This is a genomic window from Pseudomonas sp. NPDC088885, assembly GCF_044750025.1.
GTDB lineage: Bacteria > Pseudomonadota > Gammaproteobacteria > Pseudomonadales > Pseudomonadaceae > Aquipseudomonas > Aquipseudomonas rustica.
Map to the genome: position 1 here is coordinate 59,429 of NZ_JBIVJB010000016.1, position 18,587 is coordinate 78,015.

20 protein-coding genes are annotated in these 18,587 nt (G+C 59.5%); 8 read left to right on the forward strand and 12 right to left on the reverse strand.

Annotated features, from left to right (window positions below):
* The first annotated feature begins 249 nt into the window (after positions 1–249).
* Positions 250–1,668, forward strand: a complete 1,419-nt coding sequence (leuC, locus tag ACIP1X_RS10355) for a 3-isopropylmalate dehydratase large subunit (RefSeq protein WP_400751686.1) — start codon at positions 250–252, stop codon at positions 1,666–1,668.
* Positions 1,665–2,279 carry a 3-isopropylmalate dehydratase small subunit gene (leuD, locus tag ACIP1X_RS10360; RefSeq protein ID WP_400751688.1) on the forward strand — a complete coding sequence of 205 codons (615 nt, stop codon included), beginning with the start codon at positions 1,665–1,667 and terminating at the stop codon, positions 2,277–2,279. Before leuC ends, leuD begins: the two co-directional genes overlap by 4 nt.
* 122 nt (positions 2,280–2,401) lie before the next feature.
* Here leuD and ACIP1X_RS10365 read toward each other — a convergent pair whose 3' ends face one another.
* From ACIP1X_RS10365 to soxR, 4 genes are all read right to left on the reverse strand, one after another.
* Entirely contained in the window at positions 2,402–3,352 is a 951-nt protein-coding gene (locus tag ACIP1X_RS10365) for a LysR substrate-binding domain-containing protein (RefSeq protein WP_400751691.1), read from the reverse strand.
* Positions 3,353–3,376: 24 nt separating this feature from the next.
* The gene (locus ACIP1X_RS10370; protein WP_400751694.1) at positions 3,377–4,252 is read right to left on the reverse strand and encodes an alpha/beta fold hydrolase; all 876 of its coding nucleotides are present in this window, start codon (positions 4,250–4,252) and stop codon (positions 3,377–3,379) included.
* A gap of 215 nt (positions 4,253–4,467) precedes the next feature.
* Positions 4,468–4,926 carry a VOC family protein gene (locus ACIP1X_RS10375; RefSeq protein WP_282354184.1) on the reverse strand — a complete coding sequence of 153 codons (459 nt, stop codon included), beginning with the start codon at positions 4,924–4,926 and terminating at the stop codon, positions 4,468–4,470.
* Between the two features lie 257 nt (positions 4,927–5,183).
* Positions 5,184–5,597 (reverse strand): redox-sensitive transcriptional activator SoxR, encoded by a 414-nt coding sequence (soxR, locus tag ACIP1X_RS10380; RefSeq protein WP_400751697.1) that lies wholly within the window; start codon positions 5,595–5,597, stop codon positions 5,184–5,186.
* 93 nt (positions 5,598–5,690) lie between these two features.
* Between soxR and ACIP1X_RS10385 the strand changes: the two genes are divergently transcribed.
* Positions 5,691–6,056 carry an antibiotic biosynthesis monooxygenase gene (locus tag ACIP1X_RS10385; protein WP_053122181.1) on the forward strand — a complete coding sequence of 122 codons (366 nt, stop codon included), beginning with the start codon at positions 5,691–5,693 and terminating at the stop codon, positions 6,054–6,056.
* On the opposite strand, the gene ACIP1X_RS10390 is transcribed toward ACIP1X_RS10385, so the two are convergent.
* The 4 genes from ACIP1X_RS10390 to msuE all read right to left on the reverse strand — a co-directional run bounded on the left by ACIP1X_RS10390 (position 6,053) and on the right by msuE (position 10,231).
* Positions 6,053–7,156, reverse strand: a complete 1,104-nt coding sequence (locus ACIP1X_RS10390) for a sigma-54 interaction domain-containing protein (protein WP_400751700.1) — start codon at positions 7,154–7,156, stop codon at positions 6,053–6,055. The two genes, ACIP1X_RS10385 and ACIP1X_RS10390, sit on opposite strands and share 4 nt — an antisense overlap.
* A 36-nt stretch (positions 7,157–7,192) precedes the next feature.
* On the reverse strand, positions 7,193–8,380 hold the full coding sequence (locus ACIP1X_RS10395) for an acyl-CoA dehydrogenase family protein (RefSeq protein WP_400751701.1): 1,188 nt from the start codon (positions 8,378–8,380) through the stop codon (positions 7,193–7,195).
* A gap of 131 nt (positions 8,381–8,511) precedes the next feature.
* Positions 8,512–9,657 (reverse strand): FMNH2-dependent alkanesulfonate monooxygenase, encoded by a 1,146-nt coding sequence (ssuD, locus tag ACIP1X_RS10400; protein WP_008079343.1) that lies wholly within the window; start codon positions 9,655–9,657, stop codon positions 8,512–8,514.
* A 10-nt stretch (positions 9,658–9,667) separates the two neighbouring features.
* On the reverse strand, positions 9,668–10,231 hold the full coding sequence (gene msuE, locus ACIP1X_RS10405) for an FMN reductase (protein ID WP_053122173.1): 564 nt from the start codon (positions 10,229–10,231) through the stop codon (positions 9,668–9,670).
* A gap of 391 nt (positions 10,232–10,622) precedes the next feature.
* Here msuE and ACIP1X_RS10410 point away from each other — a divergent pair, with 391 nt between their 5' ends.
* From ACIP1X_RS10410 to ACIP1X_RS10425, 4 genes are all read left to right on the forward strand, one after another.
* Positions 10,623–10,892, forward strand: coding sequence for a hypothetical protein (locus tag ACIP1X_RS10410; protein WP_053122171.1), 270 nt, complete (start codon positions 10,623–10,625; stop codon positions 10,890–10,892).
* Between the two features lie 101 nt (positions 10,893–10,993).
* Entirely contained in the window at positions 10,994–11,608 is a 615-nt protein-coding gene (locus ACIP1X_RS10415; protein WP_400751704.1) for a LysE family translocator, read from the forward strand.
* Between the two features lie 205 nt (positions 11,609–11,813).
* Positions 11,814–12,980, forward strand: coding sequence for an aminotransferase class V-fold PLP-dependent enzyme (locus ACIP1X_RS10420; protein ID WP_400751707.1), 1,167 nt, complete (start codon positions 11,814–11,816; stop codon positions 12,978–12,980).
* Between the two features lie 56 nt (positions 12,981–13,036).
* Complete coding sequence (locus ACIP1X_RS10425; RefSeq protein ID WP_400751710.1) at positions 13,037–14,845, forward strand: aminopeptidase P family protein; 1,809 nt, start codon at positions 13,037–13,039, stop codon at positions 14,843–14,845.
* Between the two features lie 49 nt (positions 14,846–14,894).
* On the opposite strand, the gene ACIP1X_RS10430 is transcribed toward ACIP1X_RS10425, so the two are convergent.
* The gene (locus tag ACIP1X_RS10430; protein WP_400751712.1) at positions 14,895–15,491 is read right to left on the reverse strand and encodes a 2-hydroxychromene-2-carboxylate isomerase; all 597 of its coding nucleotides are present in this window, start codon (positions 15,489–15,491) and stop codon (positions 14,895–14,897) included.
* A 36-nt stretch (positions 15,492–15,527) separates the two neighbouring features.
* Positions 15,528–16,256, reverse strand: coding sequence for an SDR family oxidoreductase (locus ACIP1X_RS10435; RefSeq protein ID WP_400751715.1), 729 nt, complete (start codon positions 16,254–16,256; stop codon positions 15,528–15,530).
* Positions 16,257–16,348: 92 nt separating this feature from the next.
* Between ACIP1X_RS10435 and ACIP1X_RS10440 the strand changes: the two genes are divergently transcribed.
* Positions 16,349–16,912 carry a TetR/AcrR family transcriptional regulator gene (locus ACIP1X_RS10440; protein ID WP_400751718.1) on the forward strand — a complete coding sequence of 188 codons (564 nt, stop codon included), beginning with the start codon at positions 16,349–16,351 and terminating at the stop codon, positions 16,910–16,912.
* Between the two features lies 1 nt (position 16,913).
* Here ACIP1X_RS10440 and ACIP1X_RS10445 read toward each other — a convergent pair whose 3' ends face one another.
* The gene (locus ACIP1X_RS10445) at positions 16,914–17,195 is read right to left on the reverse strand and encodes a hypothetical protein (protein WP_282358694.1); all 282 of its coding nucleotides are present in this window, start codon (positions 17,193–17,195) and stop codon (positions 16,914–16,916) included.
* Positions 17,196–17,363: 168 nt separating this feature from the next.
* Positions 17,364–18,251, reverse strand: coding sequence for a threonine/homoserine exporter RhtA (gene rhtA / locus ACIP1X_RS10450; protein ID WP_400751720.1), 888 nt, complete (start codon positions 18,249–18,251; stop codon positions 17,364–17,366).
* Positions 18,252–18,587: the final 336 nt, after the last annotated feature.

Consider the following 18,587-nt stretch of genomic DNA (forward strand, 5'->3'; position numbering starts at 1 on the left):
AAATGTTTCGCAATTCCCCGATCATCCAGTTCCCCTGTGGGAGCGAGCCTGCTCGCGAAGGCGACGGGTCAGTCACTTCATTCTGTGCTGAGCCACCGCTTTCGCGAGCAGGCTCGCTCCCACAGGGGGGTTGTGGTGTTCGGGGGATTGAACACGATTCATGATCTGCGCCATCACTGTCTGGCAATTGATGGGCGGCAGCGCCTGCCTATGATGGGGATCACTTGGATTGCTTGAGTGAATGCCCTGATGAGCCCCAGAACCCTTTACGACAAACACATCGATTCCCACACGGTCTGCCCTCTCGACGATCAGGGTCATGTGCTGCTGTATATCGATCGTCAGGTGATCAACGAATACACCAGCCCGCAAGCGTTCAGCGGCTTGCGCGCGGCCGGGCGCGAAGTGTGGCGGCCGGGCACGGCGCTGGCGGTGGTCGATCACGTCAACCCGACCACGCCGGTGCGCATCGCTGCGATGCCCGATGTCGGCGGTGCGCGGCAAGTGTCGTATCTGGCGGAGAACTGCCGGGACTTCGGCATCGAACTGCTGGATATCCTCGACAAGCGCCAAGGCATCGAACACGTAATCGCCCCCGAGCAAGGCTTCATCCTGCCGGGCATGGTCATCGCGGCCGGCGACAGCCACACCACGACCTATGGCGCACTCGGTGCGTTCGGATTCGGCATCGGCACCTCTGAAATCGAGCATCTGTTGGCCTCGCAGACACTGGTCTACAAACGCCTGAAAAGCCTGCGCGTCACCGTCGACGGCGAGTTGGCGCCGGGCCTGACCTCGAAGGATGTGATCATGGCGCTGATTGGCCAGATCGGCGCGTCCGGCGCCACCGGTTACGCCATCGAATTCTGCGGTTCGACCATTGATGCCTTGAGCGTCGAAGCGCGCATGACCATTTGCAACATGGCCGTCGAGGCCGGTGCGCGCGGGGCCTTTATGGCGCCGGACGAGAAAGTCTTCAGCTACTTGAAAGGCAAACCGCGCGCGCCCCAAGGTGAGTTGTGGGATCGCGGCGTGGAAAAATGGCGCGAATTGCGCAGCGATCCCGGCGCTGTGTTCGATCGCGAAATACACCTCGACGCCAGTGGGCTGGAGCCAATGGTGACCTGGGGCACCAGCCCGGACCAGGCCGCTGCCATCGGTGCGCGAGTGCCGGATCCGCAATTGATCAGCGACCCGATCCTGCGTCAGGACATGCGCCGCGCCCTCAACTATATGGGCCTCGAAGCGGGCATGGCGCTCAGCGACATCGTCATCAGCCACGCTTTCATCGGTTCATGCACCAACGCGCGGATCGAAGATTTGCGGGATGCCGCCAGCGTCGTGCGCGGGCAACGCGTCTCCGAGCACGTGCGCGCGATGATCGTGCCCGGCTCCAGCGAAGTGCGTGCGCAAGCCGAAGCGGAAGGGCTGGCGCAGATTTTTCTCGACGCCGGTTTTGAATGGCGCCAGTCCGGTTGCTCGATGTGCCTGGCGATGAACGACGACGTGCTCGACCCCGGCGACCGCTGCGCGTCCAGCACCAACCGCAATTTCGAAGGCCGCCAGGGCGCCGGCGCACGCACGCATTTGATGAGCCCGGCGATGGTCGCCGCTGCTGCGATCAGCGGTCGACTCACCGACATCCGCCACTTTGGAGAACGCCCATGAGCCTGCAACCCTTCACTCAAGTCAGCGGTCAGGCCGCGCCGTTTCTGGCGGCCAACGTCGACACCGACGTAATCATGCCGAAACAGTTTCTCAAGGGCATCGATCGCCAAGGGCTGGATCGCGGGGTGTTTTTCGATCTGCGATTTTTGCCGGATGGCAGGCCCAATCCTGATTTCGTGCTCAATCAAGCGGCATGGCGGGGTGCGAGTTTTTTGGTGGTCGGGCCGAATTTTGGCTGCGGTTCCAGTCGTGAGCACGCGGTGTGGGGGTTACAGCAGTTGGGCGTTCGCGCGTTGATCGGCAGCAGTTTTGCCGGGATCTTTTACGACAACTGCCAGCGTAACGGGGTGTTGTTGATCACCCTGGAAGAGGCGCAGGTGCAGCGGATCGGCCAGCTTGTTGGTCAGGCTGAAACGGCGCGGATCAGTATTGATCTGCAAGCGCAGCAGATTGGTTTGGCGGATGGCAGTGTGATCGATTTCCAGATCGATACCCTGCGCAAAACTTCGCTGTTGCTGGGGCTGGATGCGATCGGCAGCACCTTGCAACGCCGCGAACAGATCCAAGAGTTCGAACGCCAACATCTGGCTGACAACCCGTGGTTAAGCTAAACGCATAACCTGTGGGAGCGGGCTTGCTCGCGAAAGCGGTGTGTCAGTCACCATCATCGTTGACTGACATACCGCTTTCGCGAGCAAGCCCGCTCCCACAGGGGTTTTGTGTTGTGTTTGGGTTATAGCGACAGACTTTTGAAGTGTTCTTGCAAGAATTCCACACACGCCCTCAACTTCCCAGAATTCGCCAACCGCGTCGGGTACACCGCCCAGACATTCGCGCTCTGCCCGTAATCCTCCAGCACCTGCACCAGCAACCCTTGCTCCAGCAACGGTTTCACATCCCACAATGAACGCAGCAACACCCCACGCCCATCCAGCGCCCATTGCAGAACAATCTCGCCATTGTTCGACGACAACGGCCCGCTGACCCGCACGCTTTCCTGCCCGCCCTCGCGATCCAGATTCCAAATGCCGAAGGCGTTGTCGCGTTCTTTGATCACCAGACAGTCATGCTGCTGCAAGTCATCCAGCGTCAGCGGCGTGCCACGCCGTTGCAGATAATTCGGCGCCGCGCACAGCACGCGTCGATTGCTCACCAGACGTCGACCGATGTGCTGCCCGGGAATGTCGTCGCCGACGCGGATTTCCAGGTCGAAGCCTTCGTTGATGATGTCCACCACCCGATCAAACAGGTCGAGACGAATCTGCAGTTCCGGGTAGCGCTCGGCCAGCAACGACACCGCTGGCGCCACGTGATTGCGACCGAAACCGAAACTGCTGCAGATGTGCAAACGCCCACGCGGTCTGTCGTGGGCGTCGGAAAGTTCGTCGTGCAGTTGCTGGAAGTCATCAAGAATGCGCAACGCCCAGCGCTGCACACGCTCGCCATCCTCGGTCAGCGAGACGCGCCGACTGGTGCGATGCAGCAGGCGTGTGCCAAGGGTGGTTTCGAGAATCTGGATGCGTTTGCTGACATAGGCGGGCGACAGGCCCAACTCATCGGCCGCGGCGGCAAAGCCGTTTTTGCGGATCACGGTGAGCAGCACACGCAGGTCTTCGGGCAGGGGCACGGTGTCTTTCTTCTGGGACATGTCAAAACGCACGCTGGCGGCAGAAGCCGCCAGCATAGCACCGCGATTTACAGGCTCTGTTCAGCGCAGAAAGGCCAGCGCTTCTGCAAGCAACAGTTCGGGGACTTCTTCGGCGATGTAATGGCCGGCGGGCAGGGCCTGGCCAGTGACGTTCGTCGCCACTTGCTGCCATTCCTGGAGCGGATCGAAACAGCGGCCGACGGTGCCTTCCGCGCCCCACAGCACCCGCAAAGGCAAACTCAAATGATGATTGGCAGCGATGTCGGCGCGGTCGTGTTCCAGATCGATGCCGGCGCTGGCGCGGTAATCTTCGCAGATGCCGCGTGCGCTGCCGGGTTGTTGCAGGCAGCGGCGGTATTCGCTGAAGGCTTCGTCGGTGAACGGTTTGAGGCCGGCGCTGCGACTGCCCATCACGCTGCGCAGATAACCTTCCGGGTTGGCTTCGATCAGCGTTTCCGGCAGCGGCGCCGGGCGAATCAGGAAGAACCAGTGCCAGTAGGCGCGGGCGAAGGCTTCGTTGGTTTGGGTGTACATCGACAGGGTCGGGGCGATGTCCAGCAGCATCATGCGTTGCACGGCGGCGGGGTGGTCGAGGGCGAGGCGATGAGCGACGCGCGCGCCACGGTCGTGGGCGAGGATCGAGAATTGCTCGAAGCCCAGCGCTTGCATCAATTCGACGTTGTCGCGGGCCATTTCGCGTTTCGAGTAGCTGAGGTGCAACTCGTCAGCGTCGGGGCGACTGCTGTCGCCGTAACCGCGCAGGTCGGCGGCGACCACGGTGAAATGTTCGGCCAGTTGTTCGGCAATCTTGTGCCAGATCACATGGGTCTGCGGATGGCCGTGCAACAGTAACAGGCCCGGCCCGCTGCCGCCGACGCGGCAGGCAATGTCGACGCCATTGACGTGGCGCTGGTCTTTGAGGAATCCGGCAAACATCGGGGCTGATCCTTGTTTCAGGGTTCTTGTGGCCTGCATCCTGAAAGCGTCCGGGGTTTGGGGCAAGGCGCAAAGCGTGATGGGCGGGTTCATGAAGTGTGATTTGTTTGTCAGTACCGGCCCCATCGCGAGCAGGCTCACTCCTACAATTGGAATGCAGTCCCCCTGTAGGAGTGAGCCTGCTCGCGATAGCGCCTATGCAAACACTGCAAAACCTAACCCTGGCTAAACATCTCCATCGCTCTTTGCCTGATCTGCTCCTCAGTCAAATCCTCCTTGCGCGAGGCCAGAAACCACAGATGCCCATACGGATCCTTCAACGTCCCGCTGCGATCGCCGTAAAACTGATCCTTGACCTCCGACACCGATGTCGCCCCGGCATCCAGCGCTCGCTGAAATGACTTGTCGACATCCGTCACATACAAATGCAAACCAACCGACACCGCGTTATCCGGACTGCTCAACGGCCCCTGATCACACGGCGAACCGAGCATGATCGCGCTGTCACCAATGCGCAGTTCGGCGTGGCCAATGCCGCCGTCGGGCATGGACAGGCGCATGACTTCAGTCGCACCAAACGCTTTCTTGTAAAACTCGATGGCCTCGGCGGCTTTGTGAATGCCGAGGTAGGGGGTGATGCTGTGATACCCCTCGGGAATGGGTTTGACGCTCATGACCTTCTCCCTGATTGTTGTTTTGCGAGGTGAAGGATCACTATAGAACTGTCGGCGCAGTGCAGATTTTTGCCCGACGAGCAGCACCAAAATTGAGCGATGGAAACCAGTCTTTGTGGCGAGGGGATTTATCCCCGTTGGGCTGCGAAGCAGACCCTAAGTCAGTCAATGAGGTATATCTGAAGGAATAGGGATGCAGGTTTTGGGGCTGCTTCGCAGCCCAACGGGGATAAATCCCCTCGCCACAGGGTTTTCCATCAGTCTTTAGGGAAGTGCGGGCCAGGGCCCTGTTCACCGAGCACATCGCCCTGATTGCGCAGCGGGCAGGCCTCCATTGAAAGGCAACCACAACCAATACAGCCATTCAAACGATCCCGCCGCCACTGTTCGGACAACACCCGCCAATCCGCCGCCGTCGGCGCACGGTCATCCGGCAAAATCTTCAGCGCTTCGCCAATTTCCGCCAACGGAATCCCCAGCCGTTGCGCAACCTTGATCAACGCCACCCGCCGCAGCACCTCACGCGGATAGCGCCGCTGATTGCCGGCATTACGCTGGCTCTTGATCAGTCCCTTCGATTCATAGAAGTGCAGCGCCGTCACCGCCACGCCACTGCGCGCCGCGACTTCGCCAACCGTTAGCTGCTTGTGCACCTGTTCTTTGCTGATCATTGGAAAACAGCTCTTGACCTTGACTTAACTAGAGGTTTTACCCTGCAGGCCTTCGAGTCGCAAGATTCGCCTTACAGCCAAGTGGGGACTTTCATGCAAGCAACAGCGAAAAATCGCAGTTTCACCCAGTTGATCGAATTCGAAATCGAACCACGTCAGCAGCCGGCATTGGTCAATGCGCTGTCGGTACAGACTGAACGTCTGGCCCAGCGCTACGCGGGATTTGTCAGTGCCAGCGTGCAGGCCAGCGACGATGGCCGGCGCGTATTGAGTTTTCTGCAATGGCAGACCCGCGAAGCGGGGGAGGCGGCGTTTCGCAGTTTCGAGAGCGGCGAGCAGGACTTTTGGCAGTTGATCCACACGCATCAGGCGAAAACCATCACCTTCAATTCCTTTCAGGTGCTCAGCAGCATCGCCCGCAGTCACGACGATGCGCTGCACTGCAATCTGGTCGGCTAGATCGACAGTTGAAGCAGGCGTTCGCCGTGCAGATTGGCGGGTGCCCGGCGCTTGTTCACTGCCAGTTCGCCGATCTTGATCAACCGTGTGCGTGTGACGTTGCGGCTCAGGCCGAGCAGGGCGGCGGTGTGCACTTGGTTGTAGTGGCAGAAGCGGTAAGCCGCGCGCAGCAACGCGTCTTCGACTTTTTCGTGGAGGGCGCCGGCCTGTTGCGCGAAGAGTTTTTGAAAGGCCTGCTCCAACAACGCTTCCGGTGAGTCGTAGGCACTGTTGTGATGATCGTCCGGGCGTTCGATGCGCAGATTGGACAGACGCAAATCATCGCGTTCGATCACGCCGTTACGGCAGATCAACAAGGTGTGATGAATGACGTTTTCCAATTCGCGGATGTTACCCGGCCAACTGTAACCGCGCAGTTTGTGCTCGGCGCCGGGGCTGATGCTGACTCGCCCGTAACCGAGACGCTGACTGTAGGCCTCAATGAAATGCCGGGTCAGCGGCAGGATGTCGCCGGGGCGATCGCGCAACGGACTCAGTTCCAGATTGACCACGTTGAGGCGGTAATACAGATCCTCACGGAAATTGCCGGCATTGATGGCTTTCTCCAGTTGCACGTTGGTCGCGGCCAAAACCCGCACATCGATCGGAATGCTTTTACGCGAACCGAGCCGCACCACTTCGCGTTCCTGTAATACCCGCAACAACTTGACCTGAATCGCCATCGGCAGATCGCCGATCTCGTCGAGAAACAAGGTGCCGCCGTCCGCCGCTTCGAACCAGCCAGCCTTGGCGCTCAAGGCGCCGGTGAACGCGCCTTTTTCATGACCAAACAATTCGGCCTCGACCAGCGACTCGGAAAACGCGCCGCAATTGACCGCGATAAACGGCCGATGGCGACGGTTGCTCAGGTTATGAATATGCCGCGCCACCAACTCCTTGCCGGTACCGGTCTCGCCGATGATCAGCACGCTAGCCTCGCTCGGTGCAACCTGTTGCAAATGCGCGAGCAGGGCTTGGGACTTCGGATCTTCGAACACCTGCGCGGTGGCACGGATCGACGTGGCCAGCGCGGGTGAGGGCGGTAAGGTCAGCAGTTGCATGGGCTCGTCCTTTTTTTTAGTTCAAATGCAGACAGGTCAGGAATAGAAAGTCGGCACCGGCAGCGACTGGTTCAGCGCCCAGTCGCCCAGTTCATGGAGTTTGTAATCCAGCGGATCGTGCAGGGTTTGCGTGCGCAAGTTGCGCCAGTGCCGGTCGAGACGCAGCGAGGCGTGGGTCGAGCGCGCGCCGGTGACTTCGAACAGACGGCTGCAAATCTCCAGACCCTGACGACTGGCCGCGACTTTGGCCGTGGCAATCGCCGTGGCGACATGCCCGCGTTCTTCGGCGCTGAGGTTTGCGCCTTTCGCCCACGCTTCATCCAGCAACGCCGCCGCGCGTTCGACCAATAAACGAATGCCTTCGAGGGCCACCCAGAACTCGCCGAAATGCGCGAGCACATACGGGTCTTCACGCACCTCGCGCGCCGAGGATTTGTGCCAGAGCCGGGTTTCCTTGAGGGTGTACTGTCGCGCTTCCTCGAACGCACCTTCGGCAATCCCGAGAAACATATGCGTGAAAGTCAGCTGCGCGATCAGTGGTCGCAAGCAGGCGAACGGCGTGCTCAGCGGGCCCGGATCAAGCAGCAGCTCCGACTCTTCGACACGCACGCGTTCGAATGTGGCGCTGCCGCTGTCGGTCTGACGCTGGCCGATATTGTTCCAGTCGTTGTGCAAAGTGATGCCGCTGCGGCCGCTGGGAATCGCCGCGATCAGCAATTTGCCGCCCGCGCTTTCATCGACTGCCGAGGCAATCAACATCTGCGAATCGCTGGCACCGGAGCAGAAGCTTTTCTTCCCGGAAAACTCACGCCAGCCACCGAGGTTTTTGACCACGGTGCGGGTGTCGAGGGGGTTCAGCGCGTTGCCCCAGAACCAGTTCTGCCGCGCGGTCTGTTCGAACCACGGCTGCCATTGTTCCGGTCGCGAGAACAGGCGCACGGTGGCGAGCATCAGATGATGAAAGCCGAAAACGTGAGCGATAGAGCTGTCGACCTTGGCGAACTCGCGGACGATCTGCAGGGTTTCACTCCACGTCGCGCCGAGGCCCCCATAACGGGTGGGAATGCTCAGGGCCAGCAGGCCGCTGTCGCGCAGAGCATCGCGCTCGGCTTTCGGCGTGCCACCGCGCTCGTCGCGTTCGACGGCGGTGAGGGCAAACTCGGCGGCCAGTAGGCGGGCGGTTTGCAGCGGGGATAACAGGGTACTTTGCGGTTTGGCGGTCACACGGTGTTCCTCAAAATCGACGCAATCCCCCTGTGGGAGCGGGCTTGCTCGCGAATGCGCTGGGTCATCGATATAAATGGTGACTGACACGACGCCTTCGCGAGCAAGCCCGCTCCCACAGGGAATTCGGTTCAGGCAGTGGCTTTGGTGGGCAGCACATCATTGGCAATCATTTCGCCAAACGGCCCGGTCAGGTTGGTCACGCCACGCCCGGCCAGGCTCGCGTACGGCTCGGGCAGCAGCGGGAACACCAGCTCGGCAAAGCGGTAAGCCTCTTCCAGATGCGGATAACCGGAGAAGATGAAGCTTTCGATGCCCAGATCCGCGTACTCCTTGATCCGTGCCGCCACTTGTTGCGGATCGCCAACCAGCGCCGTCCCCGCGCCACCGCGCACCAGACCGACACCGGCCCACAGGTTCGGGGCGATTTCCAGATTGTCGCGACGGCCATCGTGCAACGCCGCCATGCGCCGCTGGCCTTCGGAGTCAAAGCGCGAAAAGGATTTCTGCGCCGCTTCTATCGTCTCGTCGCTGATGTGCTCGATCAGTTTGTCGGCGGCTTTCCACGCCTCTTCGGCGGTCTCGCGGACGATCACGTGCAGACGAATACCGAACTTCACCGTGCGACCGTGGCGCGCCGCGCGTTCGCGCACATCAGCGAGTTTTTCCGCGACGGCCGCCGGAGGTTCGCCCCAGGTCAGATAGACATCGACCTGCTCGGCGGCCAGATCATGCGCCGCGTCGGAGGAGCCGCCGAAGTACAGCGGCGGATAGGGTTTCTGCACCGGCGGGTAGAGCGCTTTGGCGTTCTGCACTTTCAGGTGCTTGCCCTCGAAATCCACCGATTCGCCTTGCAGCACGCGGCGCCAGATTTTCAGGAATTCATCAGTCACTTCATAGCGTTCGCTGTGACTGAGAAAGCTGCCGTCGCCACGGTTTTCATCCGGGTCGCCGCCGGTCACCACGTTGATCAACAAGCGGCCGTTGGACAGCCGATCCAGCGTCGCCGCCATCCGTGCCGAAACGGTTGGCGAGATGATCCCCGGTCGAATCGCCACCAGGTAACGCAGGCGTTCGGTCAACGGCACCAGTGCCGAGGCGATCACCCATGAGTCCTCGCAGGAACGCCCGGTCGGGATCAACACGCCGTGATAACCGAGACTGTCAGCGGCTTGCGCGACTTGTTTCAAATAGTTGAGCGTGACCGGGCGTGCGCCTTGGGTGGTGCCCAGATAGTGGCCGTCGCCGTGGGTCGGCAGGAACCAGAAAACATCCATGAACAGCTCCTTAAGCGATCTTTAGCAACGGTTTGATTTGCGTGGCGAACAGCGGCGCAGCGCGTTCGGCGGCCAGACGGATGCGCGCTTTCAGCGGCTCGCTGGTGATCTGGTAGTCGGCGAAATCGGCCTCGGTGGCGTACACGCCGATCGGCAAGGTCACGGCCTGGAAGAAACTGAACAGCGGACGCAATTGGTGATCGAGCACCAGCGCATGGCGTTCGCTGCCACCGGTGGCAGCGAGCAGCACCGGGGTATCGATCAGCGCATTGAGGTCGATCAGGTCGAACAGATGCTTGAGCAGACCCGGATACGAGCCGCGATAAACCGGCGCTGCAACAATCAGCAAATCCGCTTGTTCGATGGCTTGCAGCTCGGCCTCGACTTCGGCGCTAAGCTCCTGACGCGAGAGGGCACCGCCGAGCGGACGGGCGATGTCACCGAGTTCGATCAGATGGCTGTCGATCGGCAAATGCCCGGCAAGTTCGGCCAGCAAGGCTTGGGTCAGCACCAGCGTACGCGAGGGACGCCAGGTTCCGCCGGAGAGGGCGACGACTTTCAGAGGACGCGACATGATCAATTCCTTGTTTTCAACAGTTGCTCAGCGAGCAGTGGCTAAGTCACTGGGCTTGAGCAAACGCTGTACCAATTCCTGGAGGCCCGGTGTGGCGGGGCTTTGAGTGTTTTGCTAGCGGCCGTTTGTACGAATTTCAGGTGGCTTTGTTGAACTGCTGTTGCCTGAGCAACAGTTGCTGGAGCAACACTGAAGGGCCTATGGGGAGAAGTTATAAAGGCTAGTTGTTATTCCGCAAAAGACCGTTAATCGATATTTATAGATCGTTAACGAATATGTCTAAGGCTCTGCGAAAATCCTGATAGCCACTATTGAGAGCGTTGATTTCTGCGCGAGCGAGCTCGGGCGTAGCCTTTGTCCATCGACTACCACTGCTCGCCAGGACGCTCCCATGAATCATCTACTGACTGTTTCGCTGCTGCTCGCTGTCTCCGTACTTGCCGGTTGTGCCGGTCACGTTTCGCCAGAATTGCGGCCTTACAGCGCAGAAGAATCCCGCGAACTGGCGATGGAAGCACTGAACCGCAGTGGTTTGTCCTTCGACGAATACCACGCGAAAAAAGCCCAACTGCTCGGCCAGCCACAGAAGACTTTCGGCTTCGATAAACAAGGTGAAATGAGCGCCGAGCGAGCTGTACAGCTGCACGGTCGCCCTAGCTGATAACAAACTGTACTGCTGGAAGTTTTACTCAACTGTCCGTGGGTTTGCGCGGTGGCGTGAGATAGGGTCAACACCTGAATGACCCTGACGGATTGCCCACAATGACCCTCTCGCTTGATCTGCTGCTGGGCTTTGCCCTGTTTGCCCTTGTCACCTCGATTACGCCGGGGCCGAACAACACCATGTTGCTGGCATCGGGCGTGAACTTCGGTTTTAACCGCACCATTCCACACATGCTGGGCATTACCTGCGGATTTTTCGTCTTGGTGGTGGCGGTCGGTTTTGGGCTCGGCGCGGTGTTTCAGACCTATCCCATTCTTTATACGATCCTGCGCTACATCGGCGCGGCGTATCTGCTGTATCTGGCGTGGAAAATCGCCCATTCGGGGCCGGTTGGCGACAACGTTCAGGGCGAGGCCAAACCGATCAGTTATCTCGGCGCTGCGGCGTTTCAGTGGGTCAATCCAAAGGCGTGGATCATGGCCATCGGCGCAATCAGCACCTACACGCCGATGCAGGGTTATTTCACCAATGTCGTGGTGATTGCCGCCGTTTTCGCCATCATCAATCTGCCGAGTGTTGGCGTTTGGGCTGCCTGCGGCACGCTGTTGCGCAATGTGTTGAAAGATCCGCGCTGGTTGCGCGTGTTCAACTGGGGCATGGCCGCGCTGCTGGTGATTTCGCTGTACCCGTTACTTCTCGAAAGCTTTCACTGACGCATAGCCTTCAACCCGCGGCCCGATGCCTGTTAAGCTCGCTTCAGGAGCGTTCCTACGCACTTTTAAATGAAGTTGTTCTTCTTTAACGGCATCCGATCAGGTATTGATGACGCTCTCGAACCGACGCGCAGCTCACAAGGCTGCGCGGTGCCGTTTGCAGACACGAGCCTCCTGATCCCGGAACACGCTCTGCGAGTCTTTTATGAACACACGTCCGTTGTATTTCGATTACGCCGCCACCACCCCGGTGGACGAGCGGGTCATCCAGGTGATGATCGAATGTCTGGGGTTTCACGGTAACTTCGGTAACCCGGCTTCCAGCTCCCACGCCTTCGGCCAGCAGGCCCGGCACACGGTCGAGCAGGCGCGCCGGCAAGTCGCCGAACTGGTGGGCGCTCAAGCCGAACAGATTGTCTGGACGTCCGGTGCCACCGAGTCCAACAACCTCGCCCTTAAAGGCGTGGCGCAGGCGCGCGGCGTGTCCGGCGGCCACATCATCACCAGTCAGATCGAACACAAAGCCATTCTCGATACCGCCCGCCAATTGCAGGACGCCGGCATCGCCGTGACCTATCTGGTGCCGGACGCCGATGGCCTGATCACGCCGCAGGCGGTCAGTGAAGCGCTGCGCGAGGACACCTTTCTGGTGTCGCTGATGCTGGTCAACAATGAGTTGGGCACCGTCAACGACGTACAAGCGATTGGCGAAATTGTGCGCAACCGTGAAGCGCTGTTTCACGTCGATGCGGCGCAAGGTGCCGGCAAAGTGGCGATCGATCTGGCGCAGTGGCCGGTCGACCTGATGTCGTTTTCGGCGCACAAACTTTATGGCCCCAAGGGCATCGGCGCGTTGTATGTCGGCCCACGGGCACAGCAAAAGCTGCAGGCACAAATTCACGGTGGCGGCCACGAAGGTGGCTTGCGTTCCGGGACGCTGGCAACTCATCAGATCGCCGGAATGGGCTCGGCGTTTGCGCTGGCGGCTGCCGCATTTGATGAGGAGAAGAGCACGATCGTCGCGTTGCGCGAGCGTCTGCTCGAACAATTGCTGAGCCTGCCCGGCGTACGCCTCAATGGCAGCGCCAACCAGCGCATTCCGCACACCTTGAGCCTGACGTTCAGCGAAGGCGAATTCAACAGCGCCGCGTTGAGCCATTCGATCGCGTTTTCCGCGACTTCGGCGTGTAACTCCGCGAGTAATGCACCGTCTCACGTGCTGTTGGCGTTGGGACATGACGCGCACCTGGCCGGGCGCACCATTCGCCTGAGCCTCGGCCGTTTCACCACCGCCGACGATATCGACAAGGCTTGCGAACTGATCAAGACCGCCTGCGCCAGTGCTCCGGCATTCTGGGCGACAGGGCTGTAAACCAGCCGACCTAACGGCTACGAACAATAACGATGAAGTGATTAGCAGGAGACATGATGAGTACCCAGACCTTGACCGAAGGATCGGTGCCCCAGCGCCTGGCGCACACCCGCGAGCTGATGCGTCGCGAAGGCATTCACGCACTCTTGGTGCCGTCTGCCGACCCGCATCTGTCGGAATATCTGCCGGGTTACTGGCAGGGCCGGCAGTGGCTGTCGGGTTTCCACGGTTCGGTGGGCACTTTGATTGTCACCAACGATTTCGCCGGCGTCTGGGCCGACAGCCGTTACTGGGAACAGGCAACTAAAGAACTCAACGGCAGCGGCATCGAACTGGTCAAGTTGCAGCCGGGTCAACCGAGTCCGCTGGACTGGCTGGCTGAGCAAACGCCGGAAGGTGGCGTGGTCGCCGTCGATGGCGCAGTAATGGCTGTGGCCTCGGCGCGCACGTTGAGCAGCAAACTCGAAGCGCGTGGCGCGCGTCTGCGTACCGACATCGATTTGTTGCAGGAAGTCTGGAGCGATCGCCCGACGCTGCCGAATGCAGCGATCTATCAGCATCTGCCACCACAGGCGACCGTCAGCCGAGGCGAGAAACTCGCCAAACTGCGCGAAACCTTGCAGGCACGCGGCGCTGATTGGCACTTCATCGCCACCCTCGACGATATCGCCTGGCTGTTCAACCTGCGCGGCGGCGACGTGTCGTTCAACCCGGTGTTTGTGTCCTTTGCGTTGATCAATCAACAGCAAGCCACGCTGTTCGTGGCGCTGAGCAAGGTTGATGCAGATTTGCGCGCCGTGCTGGAAGCCGATGGCGTCACCCTGCGTGACTACCGTGAAGTCGCTGAAGCCTTGCGCGCCGTGCCGAGTGGTTCGAGTGTGCTGGTGGATCCGGCGCGGGTCACCAGCGGTCTGCTGGAAAACCTCGACAGCGGCGTATCACTGGTCGAAGGCCTCAACCCGACAACACTGGCCAAGTCGCAGAAAAGTGAAGCCGATGCTCAGCACATCCGCCAAGCGATGGAGCAGGACGGCGCGGCGCTGTGCGAATTCTTCGCCTGGCTGGAGTCGGCCTGGGGGCGTGAGCGGATTACCGAGCTGACCATCGACGAGAAACTCACCGCTGCCCGTGAACGTCGTCCGGATTATGTCTCGCTGAGTTTCAACACCATTGCCGCGTTCAACGCCAATGGCGCGATGCCGCACTATCACGCCACCGAAGAAGAGCACGCGGTGATCGAGGGTGATGGTCTGCTACTGATCGACTCGGGTGGTCAGTACCTCGGCGGTACCACTGACATTACGCGGATGGTGCCGGTCGGTACGCCAACCGAAGAGCAGAAACGCGATTGCACCCGCGTGCTCAAAGGCGTGATTGCACTGTCGCGAGCGCAGTTCCCGAAAGGCATTCTGTCGCCGTTGCTCGACGCCATCGCCCGCGCGCCGATCTGGGCTGAGAGTGTCGATTACGGTCACGGCACCGGTCACGGCGTTGGCTATTTCCTCAACGTTCACGAAGGCCCGCAGGTGATTGCCTACCAAGCCGCGCCAGCACCGCAAACCGCGATGTTGCCGGGCATGATCACCTCGATCGAGCCGGGTACCTATCGTCCGGGTCGTTGGGGTGTGCGCATCGAGAACCTGGCGATGAATCGCGAGGCGGGCAGCAGTGAATTCGGCGAATTCCTCAAGTTTGAAACCTTGACCCTGTGCCCGATCGACACTCGCTGCCTGGTGCCGGCGCTGCTGACTCAGGAAGAGAAACAGTGGTTCAACGCCTATCATGCTGAAGTGCGTGAGCGTTTGAGCCCGTTGCTGGAAGGTGCTGCGCTGGAGTGGTTGAACACGCGTACTGCTGCCATCTAAACGATTGACGCTCGGGCGCTGTCGCCAGCGCCCGAGTGATGGCTTCGAACTAGATCTGGCGCAATGCCTCTTCGACGAAGTCGAGTCGATCCTGACCAAAGAACAAGTGGTTGCCGACGAACATGCTCGGTGCGCCAAACACGCCGCGTTTAACCGCAGTCTCGGTATTCTCTTTCAACACGGCTTTGACGGATTCGTCATTGGTCAGCGCCAGTACTTCCTGCGGATCGAAACCGTGTTCACTCAATACCGCTGCGACGGTTTGCGGTTCGTCCATGCTGCGGCCATCGACCCAAAGCGCTGTGAACAGACAATCGATAAACGCTTGGAAGCGTTCCGGCTGACGCAGTTGGATGCCCGTGACGGCGCGCATCAGCATCAACGTGTTGATTGGGAAGTGCGGGTTGAATTTCAGCGGCACGCCGTAGCGTTTTGCATAGCGATCCAGATCTTGAAACATATAGCGACCCTTGGCCGGGATCATCGCGGGGGAGGCGTTGCCGGTCGCCTTGAACACGCCGCCGAGCAGCATCGGGATATAGATCAATTCGCTGCCAGTCTCTGCGCAGATTTTTGGCAATTGGCTGTAGGCCAGATACGTGGCAGGGCTGCCGAGGTCGAAATAGAACTCCACGGTTTTCGTCATGTTTGCTGCACTCTCATTATTGTTATCGGCGCGGGTTTACCAGCGTTCGTTCCATGGACGCAGATCCAGCTCGAATGTCCAGGCATCGCGCGGCTGACTGTGCAGGTACCAATAGTTTTCGGCGATGTGCTCGGGGTTGAGAATGCCATCCTGATCCTTGGTGGCGTATTTCTCCGGGAAACTGTTGCGAATGAAGTCGGTATCGATCGCACCATCCACCACCACATGGGCGACATGGATGTTCATCGGCCCCAACTCCCTTGCCATGCTTTGTGCCAGTGCGCGGATACCGTGTTTAGCGCCGGCGAATGCGGCAAACCCTGAGGCTCCGCGCAAACCGGCGGTAGCGCCAGTGAACAGGATCGTGCCGCGATTGCGCGTGACCATGCGCTTGGCCACTTCGCGTGCATTGAGGAAACCCGAGAAGCAGGCCATCTCCCAGATCTTGAAATATTTGCGCGCGGTTTCTTCGAGAATGCTGCACGGCACATTGGCGCCGATATTGAAAACGAACGCTTCAATCGAGCCGATCCGGGTTTCGATGTCTTCGATCAGCGCGATCACGTCTTCTTCCTTGCGCGCATCGCAGGCGAAACCGTGTGCTTCGCCGCCGTCTGCCTGAATGGCGTCTACCAGCGGCTGCAATTTGTCGGCACTGCGTCGCGTGACGCAGGCAACGAATCCTTCTTTGGCAAAGCGCTTGGCGATAGCGCCGCCCGTAGCATCGCCGGCTCCGACAACCAACACGACCTTCTTGTTATTCATGGGTAGATCCCTTTGCTAAACGATCGTTAAGTGAACGAACGTTATGCTAGGATTCCGACAACGTCAAGGCGGTCAATTTCGAGGGCAAACACATGCGTTACTCCGCCAGTCACAAACTGGAAACCCGGGAAAAGCTGCTGCAGAGCAGTTCGCTGTCGGCAAAGCGTTCGGGGTTTTCTACGGTAGGCGTCGATGGTTTGATGAAGGCTATCGGCTTGAGTGGTGCGGCGTTCTACAGTCACTTCGCGTCGAAGGATGCGTTGTTCACCGCTATCGTCGAGCGCGAGTTGGGCCAGAGCCTGGAACGATTGGGCGGGCAGGGCACTCAAGATCACGAGCGACTGCAGCGTTGTCTCAAACATTACCTGAGCATGGCTCATGTCGAGCAGCCCGAATCCGGGTGCGCCTTGCCATCGCTGGGTGCGGAGATCGCCCGTTCTGATATTCAAGTGCGGGAACAGGCAGAGCTGTGGATCTGCCGGTTGCAGGAGAGTTGGGCGAAAATATTGGAGAGCGACAGCCTGGCGTGGTCAGTGCTGTCGCAATGTGTCGGGGCGATGGTGGTGGCGCGTATGCTGGCCACACCGGACATTCAGCACACAGTGCTGAAGTCCAGTCAGGAGGAAATCGCTCGGCAGATCGCCAGACCGCAATGAGCTATTTGCAGATGACGATCATGCTGCGGCTGGTGTAGCCGGCAGGGTTGAGGCCGAAAGGATAGTCGCCAGGCTCCTCGACGCCGTCGCCCGATTTGGCAATGACTTTATAGCCCTTGGGGGCACAGGCGTTTGCGGCGTGGGCGTAGCACTTGTCCCAGGAGGACGAAAGCCCTGAACAGTTGATGTGCAGCCCCTTCTTACCGCGTTTTACCTGGGTTTCCGATGTCGCCGCGCAGCCTGCAACTGCGAGTATGGCGATCAATATCAAAATTCGTTTCATTACCGTCCTTATGGCAGCCAGAAGTCTGTTGCTCTGGTCTGCCTGTATGCGATCGCGCTTGAAGCGTTCTGACGTCCGTTTTCGAAAAAATCCATGCCTGACACTGAGTTAACGGACTAAACATGGCCTAAATAAGCGGCAAATGCCAGACCTTCGTCAAATCCTGTTTCAATCGGCCGCAATGGCGGGCTTCGCGCCGCTGCCCATGGTCAGCGTAGCTCCGACGGAGGCGAGAATAATGCACAGGATCGCCATCCATTGTGACAACGTCAGGTATTCCTGCAGAAACAGCAGGCCTGACAGGGCACCGAATGCGGGCTCGATACTCATCAAGGTACCGAAGGTGCGCGCAGGCATGCGGGTGAGTGCAACCATTTCCAGGGTGTAGGGCAGGGCGGTGGAAAGGATGGCCACGCCGATAGCGATCGGGATCAGCGAGGGCGTCAGCAAAGCAGCGCCGGCATGCACGATGCCGATGGGCGCGACAAACAGTGCGGCGATCATCACGCCCAGTGCGGCGGTCGTTACGCCATTGTCCGCGCCGGCCTTCTGACCGAAGAGGATATAGAGTGCCCAGCAGACACCGGCGCCCAATGCGTAACCCGCACCGACCAGATCAATGCCGGCAGTAGTCGCGCCCGTGGGGATGAGAAGGAACAAGCCTGCGGCCGCCAAACCAATCCAGAGAAAATCGATAGCGCGACGTGATGCGTAAATGGCGACGGCCAGCGGCCCGGTGAATTCCAGTGCGACGGCAATCCCTAGTGGGACTGTGCGCAATGACATATAGAAGAGGAAGTTCATCCCGCCCAATGCCATGCCGTAGACAATGACCGTGCGCAGCGACTTGGCCGTCAGCTTGGCGCGCCATGGACGCAGCAATAGAAACATGATCACACTGGCGAAGATCAGTCGCAGGGTCGTGGTGCCTTGGGCGCCAACCACCGGGAACATGCTTTTGGCCAGTGAGGCACCGGACTGGATCGATGCCATGGCTATTAATAGCAGGCCAACCGGGAACAGCATTGAGGCAAGCGAGCGGGGTTGGTCATTCATAGCGGAGGCGTCATCCAGGGTATATAGCAGGCATTTTTGAGTTGTTGGGCAATATACTGCGCATTCGCTACGATGGCGTCTATATATAAGCAGGCTTTTTGCGTTTATCGATAGAAAAATGAAATCAGGGGTTGACGGCAGATTTCATGCGTCTATAATTCGCCCCACTTCCGGCGCAGTCGAAACGGAAAACTCCTTGAGATTCAATGAGTTATGTAGGTTTCGACAGCAAGTGCTTCATTTCATCGAAGCCAAAAGGAAGTTGAAAAAGAGGTGTTGACATCAGCGTGTAACGCTGTAGAATTCGCCTCCCGCTGACGAGAGATCTGAAGCGCA

Bases quoted from the DNA above. Each gene is read 5' to 3' on its own strand.
- ssuD (WP_008079343.1), bottom strand. From the start codon at position 9,657: ATGGATGTTTTCTGGTTCCTGCCGACCCACGGCGACGGCCACTATCTG.
- ACIP1X_RS10420 (WP_400751707.1), top strand. From the start codon at position 11,814: ATGAACACACGTCCGTTGTATTTCGATTACGCCGCCACCACCCCGGTG.
- ACIP1X_RS10435 (WP_400751715.1), bottom strand. From the start codon at position 16,256: ATGAATAACAAGAAGGTCGTGTTGGTTGTCGGAGCCGGCGATGCTACG.
- ACIP1X_RS10375 (WP_282354184.1), bottom strand. From the start codon at position 4,926: ATGAGCGTCAAACCCATTCCCGAGGGGTATCACAGCATCACCCCCTAC.
- ACIP1X_RS10445 (WP_282358694.1), bottom strand. From the start codon at position 17,195: ATGAAACGAATTTTGATATTGATCGCCATACTCGCAGTTGCAGGCTGC.
- leuD (WP_400751688.1), top strand. From the start codon at position 1,665: ATGAGCCTGCAACCCTTCACTCAAGTCAGCGGTCAGGCCGCGCCGTTT.
- ACIP1X_RS10430 (WP_400751712.1), bottom strand. From the start codon at position 15,491: ATGACGAAAACCGTGGAGTTCTATTTCGACCTCGGCAGCCCTGCCACG.
- ACIP1X_RS10385 (WP_053122181.1), top strand. From the start codon at position 5,691: ATGCAAGCAACAGCGAAAAATCGCAGTTTCACCCAGTTGATCGAATTC.
- msuE (WP_053122173.1), bottom strand. From the start codon at position 10,231: ATGTCGCGTCCTCTGAAAGTCGTCGCCCTCTCCGGCGGAACCTGGCGT.
- ACIP1X_RS10390 (WP_400751700.1), bottom strand. From the start codon at position 7,156: ATGCAACTGCTGACCTTACCGCCCTCACCCGCGCTGGCCACGTCGATC.
- ACIP1X_RS10440 (WP_400751718.1), top strand. From the start codon at position 16,349: ATGCGTTACTCCGCCAGTCACAAACTGGAAACCCGGGAAAAGCTGCTG.
- ACIP1X_RS10365 (WP_400751691.1), bottom strand. From the start codon at position 3,352: ATGCTGGCGGCTTCTGCCGCCAGCGTGCGTTTTGACATGTCCCAGAAG.
- ACIP1X_RS10410 (WP_053122171.1), top strand. From the start codon at position 10,623: ATGAATCATCTACTGACTGTTTCGCTGCTGCTCGCTGTCTCCGTACTT.
- ACIP1X_RS10425 (WP_400751710.1), top strand. From the start codon at position 13,037: ATGAGTACCCAGACCTTGACCGAAGGATCGGTGCCCCAGCGCCTGGCG.
- ACIP1X_RS10370 (WP_400751694.1), bottom strand. From the start codon at position 4,252: ATGTTTGCCGGATTCCTCAAAGACCAGCGCCACGTCAATGGCGTCGAC.
- rhtA (WP_400751720.1), bottom strand. From the start codon at position 18,251: ATGAATGACCAACCCCGCTCGCTTGCCTCAATGCTGTTCCCGGTTGGC.
- leuC (WP_400751686.1), top strand. From the start codon at position 250: ATGAGCCCCAGAACCCTTTACGACAAACACATCGATTCCCACACGGTC.
- ACIP1X_RS10415 (WP_400751704.1), top strand. From the start codon at position 10,994: ATGACCCTCTCGCTTGATCTGCTGCTGGGCTTTGCCCTGTTTGCCCTT.
- soxR (WP_400751697.1), bottom strand. From the start codon at position 5,597: ATGATCAGCAAAGAACAGGTGCACAAGCAGCTAACGGTTGGCGAAGTC.